This window comes from Pirellulales bacterium (assembly GCA_035939775.1).
Lineage (GTDB): Bacteria > Planctomycetota > Planctomycetia > Pirellulales > DATAWG01 > DASZFO01.
The window spans coordinates 1-9907 of record DASZFO010000048.1; the positions used below are offsets into that span (position 1 = coordinate 1).

General features: G+C 61.9%; 7 protein-coding genes. 2 read left to right on the top strand and 5 right to left on the bottom strand.

Annotation, left to right across the window (positions count from 1 at the left end; all coding sequences use genetic code 11):
• From VGY55_02155 to VGY55_02170, 4 genes are all read right to left on the bottom strand, one after another.
• On the bottom strand, window positions 1–928 hold a 928-nt coding region (locus VGY55_02155), incomplete at its 3' end, for a DUF2961 domain-containing protein (GenBank protein ID HEV2968761.1).
• A gap of 301 nt (window positions 929–1229) precedes the next feature.
• On the bottom strand, window positions 1230–3821 hold the full coding sequence (locus VGY55_02160; GenBank protein HEV2968762.1) for a tetratricopeptide repeat protein: 2592 nt from the start codon (window positions 3819–3821) through the stop codon (window positions 1230–1232).
• 27 nt (window positions 3822–3848) lie between these two features.
• On the bottom strand, window positions 3849–4421 hold the full coding sequence (locus VGY55_02165; GenBank protein ID HEV2968763.1) for a sigma-70 family RNA polymerase sigma factor: 573 nt from the start codon (window positions 4419–4421) through the stop codon (window positions 3849–3851).
• Window positions 4421–5740, bottom strand: a complete 1320-nt coding sequence (locus VGY55_02170) for a hypothetical protein (GenBank protein HEV2968764.1) — start codon at window positions 5738–5740, stop codon at window positions 4421–4423. The genes VGY55_02165 and VGY55_02170 overlap by 1 nt, the downstream gene beginning before the upstream one ends.
• Before the next feature lie 531 nt (window positions 5741–6271).
• Between VGY55_02170 and VGY55_02175 the strand changes: the two genes are divergently transcribed.
• A complete protein-coding gene (locus VGY55_02175; protein HEV2968765.1) occupies window positions 6272–8326 on the top strand; it encodes a fibronectin type III domain-containing protein in 2055 nt (684 codons plus the stop codon).
• Between the two features lie 180 nt (window positions 8327–8506).
• On the top strand, window positions 8507–9472 hold the full coding sequence (locus tag VGY55_02180) for a MoxR family ATPase (protein HEV2968766.1): 966 nt from the start codon (window positions 8507–8509) through the stop codon (window positions 9470–9472).
• A 90-nt stretch (window positions 9473–9562) separates the two neighbouring features.
• Here VGY55_02180 and VGY55_02185 read toward each other — a convergent pair.
• A partial coding sequence (locus VGY55_02185) for a YbbC/YhhH family protein (protein ID HEV2968767.1) occupies window positions 9563–9907 on the bottom strand: 345 nt, incomplete at its 5' end.

The following is a 9907-nucleotide window of genomic DNA, read 5'->3' on the forward strand; positions in this document are numbered from 1 at the left end:
CGCTGCCGAAGAAATCGCTGACCGGGCACCAGATCGTCTCTTCGCCGTCAAATTCAGCCTGCAAGACCAGCGAGCGAAGGGATTGCGCATCGGTCGTATCGGTTTGGATTTCCAGTTGCCGAACGGCCGCTTCCGCAGGGAGAAACACGGTCGATTCGTTGCCAGGCTCGATCCGCCGGTCCGCTGGTGCAAGGACTGCGACCAGCACGTCGTTGCCGGTCGGCGCCGGCGGATTGGCCAGCGTTTGGTTCACTTGCTCACGGATTTCCTTGGCCGCTTCCAGCACCGCCGGCGAATAGGTTTCCACACTCGTGCCGGCTGGGTAGGTGCGATAGTTGAGTTGGTAATATCGCGAGAAGGTGTTGGGCTTCTCCCCTTCTTCCCAAGTGACCTTGCAATGTTTCGCGTACGGGATCGGCAGGAAGAGCGTGTTGCCGCCGCGCCCCTTGGGCGACGCTCCGGGGTGCGAGGTGAGCAGCGGCTTGCCGGCGGGAATGGCGTCGTTGTTCGTGAAATCGTAGGACGGCACGGTGACGACGGGCGACTCGCTGCCATCCAAATAAATGCGAATCTTTCCCTTCTTCGTGTCCCCAGACGTGATCCAGAACCGCACGACCGCCCCCGGCCCGTCTTCATCCATCATCACCTTTTCGGTGTGGTCGCCCACCTTTTCCATCCGGATGAATTGGTTCTGATCGCCGTTGGCGAACCAACCCTTGGGATCGTCGGGCGTCTTGGAGGCCCGATCGTAACTGCTGGCCTGCCGACAAGTGAACGCCGGCTCCGGCCAACGGGCGAGGTTGTCGTAGTCGATCAACTCACGCAGCAGCGACTTCAAAGTCACGGCGGGCGCCTCGGCCTGAGCTGGTCGGGGAACCACGCCGACAACCATCCCCACGGTCATGAAAACCATCAAAAGCCTTTTCATGTCAATCTCTTGCGGTTGAGTCACGTGTGCGGAAAAAGGCAACGTCAAGGCGGCGACGTCCATCGCTCGGGCATCTTACGGCGCGGTGCAAGCGAGCGGCAGATTCCGGCCCGCGCCGGATTATAAACCGGACGGGCCGTGGCTGCACCCCACCGCACCGCTTTCCGGTCGATCGGAAATGAAAACTCTAACAGCCTATCCGAGAACCACCTGGGCAAAGGGGACAGTCCCCGTCTTGCTCCGCGGACTGCGCAAAAAGGGGACAGTCCCCGGCGGTCCTCGGATAGGCTCTAAGACCAACTCAGTGCCGCGCGGTCGAAGCCAGCTCCTCTTGGAGCGCAAGCGCCGCCGGATCCGCGGGGTCTTCGGACAACGATTTGCGGAGCCAGTGGATGGCTGCCGCGGTCTCGTGCTGGGCAAGATGCATTCGAGCCGTCTGATAGTAAACTTCGCTCGGCCGGCTGCCATGCGCCAGCGCCGAATCGAAGTCGGTCGTCGCCTCGGTAAATCGATGCAGGTGCGCGAGCAGTATGCCACGGGCCAGCGCGGCCGGCGCTAAAGTGGGATCGAGTTCGAGCGCTCGGCTATAGTCGGCCAGCGCATCCTGTTCGTGGCCCAGCGATTCATGACAGAGCGCGCGATTATAAAAGCATTCGGCGTGCTGCGGCGCCAGCGCCACGCACACGGCTGCCGATGCCAGCGCCTGCTCGATTTGTCCGAGTTCGACTTGGCAGCGCGTCTGTTGATAATATGCCCAAAACTCATCCGGTTGCAGGGCGACCGCGGCCTCGAATTGTCGCTCCGCCTCAGCCGGCGAGCCGTGGCGCATCAGCCAGCGCCCGATGGCATAGTGCTCCCAGGCATTGCCGGCGGTGGGAAGGGCATCGGTTCGGATCTCCGCGGCGCTGTGCTGCGCGTCGGTGGAAATCTCGCGCTCTTCGAGATCCAACAACAGGCTGGAGCCGCAAAGTTGCCGTGCTTCGTCCAGCATTTGGCGCGCCTGCCGGCGCGCGTCGGACGCCGTCGCAGGCCGCGACAATTGGAGATCGATGCGGGAGGAGAAAACTGCCAGGTCCAGCAGGTCACGACGCAGTGGTTCGTCGAGCCGGGCATCGCGGTGATCCCCGGTCTCGCCGGTTGCGGGTGCTGCGAGCGTTGTGCGGGCTTGCCAAATCTCGTGGCAGCCGGCGCCAATATGCGCCAGGTTGCGATCGCTAACTTGCTGAAGGTCTAGAAAACGCAGTTTATCGACAAACTCGTGCAGTGAGGTGATCGCCTGCGATCGCCTCGCGGCGCCGATTTGCGCCTGAATCTTATTCTTAAGTTCGACCTCCCAGGGAAACCAGAGCAATGCGCCCCAAGCGAGCCGCGCGTGCTCGATGGAAGGCGCAAATTCCTTGTTCGCAAGTTCCCGTTGCGACGCGACGAGCGACGCCTCCGCGCCGCGAATGCGGTCGCGATAATACAGCCCGCCCGCGGTGCACATTACCACGGCGGCCGCCAAGCCGATCGCCAACATCGGCATCGCATGCGGCCTGCGACGACGCCACTTTTGCAAACGCTCGGCCAAGCTGCGGTTCGCGACACCGCACAATGGCAAACTGGCCAGATGGCGCCGCAAATCGGCCGCCAACTGGCCGGCGTCGCGATATCGAGCCGCCGGATCGTGTGCCAGGCACTTGTGCAGAATATCTTCGAGTCCCCGGCTTACATGCGGGTTCGCCGCGCGAAGTTCGCGTCTGGAATCCAACGCCTCAGCCGCCGGTAGCTTGCCGGCGAGCGACTCGTACAATAAGACGCCCAGCGAGTAGACATCGGAACTGGCGTCCAGCGGCTGCGGGATCGCCGCGCCGCGCCGGACGGCCTCGGTGGCGGAGCATTGTTCCGGCGACATGTATCCCGGCGTGCCTCCCAATCGATCGATCGTTTTGTCCCGAAAGCGCCGCGTTTCACAGGCGAGATGGAAGTCGAGCAACATCGGTTGGCCGTCGCCAGCCAAAAGGACGTTCGACGGCTTGACATCCAAATGCACCAATCCGCGCTGGTGCGCATAGCACAACGCGTCGGCCAGGCAGGCGCCGATCCAGCACACCGCGTCGACATAGGTCGATCGCGCCAGATAGCTGATCGCGGGCCCCGTCGCGCCCAGCGGCGTCGAGTCCTGGCATTGCGCCTCAGTCAATTGCTCGACGATCTGTCGCCCGGAGTGGTCGGAGAAGCGGCAGCCCTGGATTCCTCGCAAGACCGCGGCCCACGTCGCGCCGCCCAAATACGGCATGCAAAGCGCCCGCAGGTTTTCTTCGGGGAAGTCCTGAACTAGATAGAGCGGCACGATGTTGGTGTGCTGCAAGCGGGCCAAAGACAGATGCTCTTGGCCGCCGCGCGCCGTCAGTTTCACGACGAGCTGGCGGTCGGAGAGCGACGGCTGCGTCGCCAGAAACACTCGGCCCAGGCCACCGCGTCCCAGCTCGCGGAACAATCGGAATTCACCGAGGCAATCGCCGGCCTCGGGAAACTGCGGAGGTTGGTGAACGTTGTGCAGCAGCCGATGGCAATCGAGCACGACGGCCAAAGCGTCGTGCCATTGAGGAAACCGCCGGTAGAGTTCGGTCGATTCAATCGTCTCCCCGCGCTCTTCGCGCAGACAGAATTCCTCGTAAACAATGCGGACGGCGCTCTCGGCGTCGGCGTTCAGTTCGGGATTTTCGGCGAGCCACTGCTCGGCCGATCTCCCCCGGCGCAAGCGCCACTCGTCCGCCATGCGTTGCAGCGTGGCCGCTAGAATCTCATTCGAGCAGACATCGCGGATTGGCTCGCGCCGGTTGTCGCGACCCACCGCGGAGTAGGGCGGATCGGCTTTGGTTTCCGGCAACGATGACGGCGAGACACTCATGAATCCACATTACCGCTCGCGGCCGCATCACACGACGGCGCCCTGGCGCGATCGCGTGACCCGCTTGGCGATGTCATAGAGAATACGGCGAACGCTGCTCTTGTGCAGGTTTGCGCGCTCGGCGATTTCCGCGATCGACGCCCCTTGGTGCTTCAGCTCGAGCAGCTCGTAATGGGCCGAAGGGCACGCCTCGACCATCTGCTGCCAGAGTTCATCCGCGTAAAAGTTCTCGCTGACGCGAGGGCAGCGATCCGCCGGCAGGGCATCTACATTTTCGGGCGACAGCGTGATTTCGCGACGGAGCGTTTGGTGATGTTGTCGCAAGCGATCGATCAACCGATTGCGCGTCATCTTGACCAAAAAGGCTCGAAGCTGATCAACGTTTTCGAAGCTCCACTTCGACCTGTGCAGGCCGTCGACGAGGTCCGCCCATACGGATTGCACCACGTCCGCCGAATCGAACTTCGCGCGCAGCGATCCGGAGATGCGACGGTGAATGGCCATGCGCATGTACGGCTCGAAAGAAATGAACATTTGCTCAACGGCCCGCTCGTCACCGGCATTGAATCGAATGAGAAGCGCTTCGAGAGATTCGTTCATCATTCGCTCGTAAGCGGCTGCAACCGCTCGAAAATCCAACTCGATGACGGCTCGTCGTCCGGCTGGATCGCCTCTCGAACGTTGCGGCGCCGCAGATAAATGGCGGCGCCCGCGCCGAGAGCCACGGCAGCAGCCATCTCCGCGAGATGAACATCGGTAAGCCAATGCGACAATCCGGCGCCCAGCAGTTCCATCTCGCTCATCACGGTCTGCAGCGCTTGCTCGACCCCTCTCAAGTCAAGCGGCACCTCGGCGAGCGACAGCTTGGCGGAGCGAAGATTGGCGAGATTGGCCAGCGAACCATTCGCCGGCGTCGGCGCAAGGACCGATATCGACCGATCGTTCCCCGTCGCCAATTTTGAGCCGTTTCGCGCGTGCGTCCCAAAGGGGAGACTGGTGTGCGTCCAGGGCGGAACCGATTGATCGGTCAAATTGCCCGCCGACAATGTAGTCGACACTTGAGTTGCGTGGACGGCAGTTGCGGCAACTTGAATCGAAGATGTCGCCGGCGGCGCAAACTTCACCGACGGGGCCGCAACGGCGGCGCTCACCGCGTCGGCCATCGGTTGATGTTGTGCAGCCGCGACTGTGGACTGATTCGAGATCGCCGCTGCTGGCAGCTCCGCGATCACCGGCGGCATCGCAACGGTGCCCCCGTCCTGGTATGGTCCCATCGGATGCATCGCCGGCGGCGCGTCTGGCGGCGTGGCATACGATGACGGTGCATATTCCGGCGGAGAAGCGAACGCATTATGCGCGCTGACCGGGCTAGATACGAACAGCGAATCCGTGACGACAAGAGTCACCGACCACTCGCTTCCAGAATTGACAAAAACCCGGCCCTCAGCAGGCGCTTCGAAATATGCAAACACTCCACTGCGCGACCCGTAAAAATCCCCTTCCGTTTTCGGGGGGGGCAACGGACTGGCGTCCACGCCGCCGGCCCAAGTCGGTTCGAATTTCGGGATGCCGCTCGCATCGTTGAAACTATTCGCCGAATAACCAAATGAATTGGGACTTGAATCGGGCAGCCGTGACAAATGGGGCATCCCAACGTTCTGATAACCATTCTGATAATCAGTCGCGATGCCGCTTAGTCGCGGATCGCCCATTCCGGCGCGCGGGCCAGTGACAAACGCTCCAGAATCGCGGTAGCCATTGGAGTAGCCATTTGATTCGTTCACCGGCGGCGGAGCGCCGAGCACGGTCTGCGGCGGACCGGCGCTTAGAACACAACGCGATTCAAGAAGTTCGACGGTGCGCAGAGTTCGCTTGCGGCGTGCGCGACCGTTGATTGAGCGATCTCGGCCTCTCCTCATGTCAGTAATCCTTTAGATGAGGTTTCTGCGATCAACTCAGCGAAAGAAGGCTCGGGTTTCGCGTGACCAACACTTAGTTTACTTGAGTGTCAAAACGTGTCAAGCAAACTGTTGCACGCAATCCGCAAGCACGCGCGAAAGCGATTGGAGCTAGCAGGGATCCCTCGCGTAAGCGTTTTTTTTCGGAATTAGCGCGCGCTCCGCCGACTGCATTCCGTTCTTATTCATAGGGACACGTAGACCCGTTTTTTCGGGCTACGATCGTCAGGACATTTTTTGGCAGCATGGGATTGACTGTTTGGACGTCCCCCCCGAAGAATAAACAGAACACGTCGGGGCCGTGCCTCCACCGGTTTGCCGAGCCAAAAAAGCGATGACCGGACTCTTCGCACGGATTGTCAGACGTTTTCACCTGGAACGACATCAATGATGCCAACGGGAAGATCACGCGCCACCACCCCGGCCAAGCGTCGCCGGGCAGACCGAAAGCTTAAGACAAGTCATCGCTCGAAGATCGGGCGCGTCCTGCAGTTGGAAGCCCTCGAACCGCGGCAGCTTCTCACCGCGAGCGGGTTCAAGCCGGACCATTTTTACATTCCGCTGGCGGGGACATCGACCAGCAGCGGCTACACGCCGGCCCAAATCCGCACCGCTTACGGCTTTAACAGCCTCTCGTCATTTGGCTCGACGCCTGCCGATGGTCGCGGCCAAACAATCGCCATCATCGACGCCTACAACGATCCGAACATCGCCTCCAATCTTGCGACGTTCGACCAAGCTTACGGCATTGCCGCTCCCGCCAGTTTGAAGATCGTCAACCAAAGCGGCGGCACGAGCCTGCCGGGGACCGATCCGCAGCAAGGTTGGGAAGGGGAAACCGCGCTCGATGTTGAATGGGCGCATGCGATCGCTCCGGGCGCGAATATCCTGCTCGTCGAAGCGAATAGCGCCTCGGATACCGACTTGTTCGCGGCGGTCAATTATGCCCGAAACGCTGCCGGCGTGTCGGTCATCTCGATGAGCTGGGGTAGCGACGACAACGCTAGCTACGCCTCTTACGATCAGAACCTCAGCGACACCTATCTTGTCACGCCCAGCGGACATCAAGGGATCACGTTTGTCGCCTCATCGGGAGACGACGGGCATCCGAACTTCCCGGCCGAGTCGCCCAATGTGCTGGCGGTCGGCGGAACGGATCTGTATCTGACCTCCAGCGGCGCGATCACCAACGAAACGGCCTGGACGCCAACCACCAGCGGCGGCCAGACCTGGAGCGGCGGCGGCGGCATTAGTCAGGAGTTCCCGGGCCGCAAAGTGCCCGACGTCGCTTACAACGCCGGCGTCGGCATTGCCGTTTACGACACGTTCGGCCCTGATCACGGCTGGGTGTCGATCGGCGGGACCAGCGCAGGTGCCCCGCAATGGGCAGCACTCGTGGCCATTGCCGACGAAGGGCGCGCTTTATCCGGCTTGACAACGCTCAACGGCGCCACGCAAACCCTGGCCGCCATTTATGCGGCCTCCGCCTCTGATTTCCACGACATCACCCAAGGTAGCACCCAGTTCCAGTCGGCCGGGCCCGGCTACGATCTGGCCACTGGTCGCGGCAGCCCGGTCGCCAATTTGCTCATTCCTTTCTTGGCCAGCTACGGCGGCAGCGGCACGACGGGAGGTGGCGGGACGACGGTTACTGCTCCTGCCGCACCAACTAATTTCACGGCGCAAGCGATTTCGACGACGCAGGTGAGCCTCAGTTGGTCTGCGTCGACGGGGGCGACCGGCTACAGCGTCTACGAGCTGGAAAGCGGTCAGGCGGTGCTGATAAGCAGCCTCGGCTCGGGCACCACCTCGCTCACCGTTGGCAACCTGTCGGCCGGCACGACGTATTCGTTCGAGGTGGCGGCATCCAATTCGGCCGGATCGAATACAACCGGTTGGGTGCAAGTGACCACACAGACACCGGCGGCGACCGTCACAACCCCGACGGGCGTCCATGCAACGGCCACGTCTAGCACGGTCGCGCAAGTTTCTTGGAACTCGGTGGCCGGCGCGACCGGCTACGTGGTTTATGAGTGGAACGGCTTCACCGGTGTGCAAGTCGCCAGCGTCGGGTCCGGCACGACCTCGGTCGGTGTGAGCGGCCAGTCCCCCGGCGCGACCGAGTACTTCTATGTTACGGCGTCCAACTCCACTTCGAGTGCATCGAGCGGCTGGGTGAGCGTTGTGATGCCCGCGGCGCAGGCGGTTTCCGCCCCCACGAACGTCGTTGCCAGCGCGACGTCCACCACGACCGGCACGGTTTCTTGGACTGCCTCAGCGGGTGCGACTGGCTATGCCATTTATTACTGGAACGGTTCGCGCGCGGTATTGCTCGGCACGGTGAGCGGAAGCGCCACCTCGGTCTCGATAACAGGCATGAATCCGGGAACGACTTACTACTTCTACGTCGCGGCCTTTAACAGCACGAGTTCCGCGGCATCGGGTTGGGCCTCGCTGACCACTCCGGCCGCCGGTTCCGCGGCGGCTCTCGACGCATTCTTTGCGGAATCGGCAACGCAGCAGAGCCGCTCCTGGTGGTTCGACTGAATGAGTCCGCCGCTGTGACGAGGTTTGTTCCCGAAGACGGGGGCTGGTTCGCTCGACCGCGTAAGCGATGGACGGATTTCCGTTGCGCTTTTCAGCCGCCAATTGGGCTGGTTACAATGGTGGCGGCTCATCGCGGTCACATCCCCGGCGCGTGCCTGCTCCTTTTCAACCGGCCCCATCATGGTCGAAGTCACGACCACCGCCAAGAAGATCATTGCCAATGTCGAGCAAGTGATCGTCGGCAAGCGGCAGCAGATTATTCTTTCGCTGGTGGCTTGGTTTTCCGAGGGGCACATCCTGTTGGAAGACGTGCCCGGCGTGGCGAAGACGATGCTGGCCAGAGCGCTCGCGGCCAGCGTGGGCTGCGCGTTCAAGCGGATTCAGTGTACTCCCGATTTGCTGCCGACCGATGTGACCGGTGTTTCGGTCTTCAATCAGAAGACGACCGAATTCGAGTTTCGCCCTGGCCCCGTCTTCGCGCAAATCGTGCTGACCGACGAAATCAACCGCACCACGCCGCGCACCCAGGCCGCATTGCTCGAAGCGATGGCCGAAAGCCGAGTCACCGTCGATGGCCAGAGTTATCCACTACCACCGCCGTTTCTCGTAATGGGCACCCAGAATCCCATCGACCACGAAGGCACATTCCCCTTGCCCGAGGCGCAACTGGATCGCTTTCTGATGCGATTCAGCTTGGGCTATCCGTCGATGGAAGATGAATTGAAAATGCTCGACATGCTCGAGCGCGGCCATCCGCTGGCGCAACTCAAGGCGGTCGCTTCGGCCGACGAGCTGATTGCTTGCCAACGGGCCGTGCGCGAGGTGCACGTCGATGAAAAGGTCCGCCGCTATCTGATGCAGATCGTTCACGGCACGCGCGAGAACGAGGACTTGACGCTGGGGGCCAGCCCGCGGGCGTCGCTGGCCCTGTTCCGCGCATCGCAAGCGATCGCGGCGATCTACGGCCGCAATTTCGTCCAGCCCGACGACATCAAGCGCGTGGCCGCGCCGATTCTCACCCATCGCGTGATCCTCCGCCCGGAAAGCCGCTTGCGAAAAATCACCGCCGCCGCGATCGTCGATGAGATCATCAAGGACGTCCGCGTCCCGATCCTCGCCGCGGCGCAGCCGAGTGCGGGGCTTTAGAGGCGGGAGATCGGAAGTGAGTAAGTCGCGAAATTGCAGAGATTCGAGATTACGAGGCGGCGATTCGCTCGACCGATTTTGCCGGGCCGCTCATTTGCCATGACTCACTCTCAGAATCCTTCCGTCATCCTTCGCAATTTCTGCGATGGCCACACCTCCGAACCACCCTTCCGGGAGAGAACCCTCGACTATCCAAACACCCTTCGTGTCGAGCCGCGCATGATACGGCTTCTCTCTTGCAATTTGGACCTCGCCGTAGATCGGCTCCCAAACCGCGACTGCAATCTTGATCGCCGTCTTTTCGTCGGGAACGATACCATCCTCCGGCTGGAAGGCGTGCTTCGGAATCACCGCCTTATCGGACAGGGTGGCAGTCCCCTGCACGCCGCCTGCGTCCTTCCTGACATCGCTCGCCTCCTTGCCCGAAGGACTCGG

What these genes read in the sequence shown, in the direction of transcription:
- VGY55_02170 (HEV2968764.1), bottom strand. Translation starts at nt 5,740, where the DNA reads ATGAGGAGAGGCCGAGATCGCTCAATCAACGGTCGCGCACGCCGCAAG.
- VGY55_02165 (HEV2968763.1), bottom strand. Translation starts at nt 4,421, where the DNA reads ATGAACGAATCTCTCGAAGCGCTTCTCATTCGATTCAATGCCGGTGAC.
- VGY55_02160 (HEV2968762.1), bottom strand. Translation starts at nt 3,821, where the DNA reads ATGAGTGTCTCGCCGTCATCGTTGCCGGAAACCAAAGCCGATCCGCCC.
- VGY55_02180 (HEV2968766.1), top strand. Translation starts at nt 8,507, where the DNA reads ATGGTCGAAGTCACGACCACCGCCAAGAAGATCATTGCCAATGTCGAG.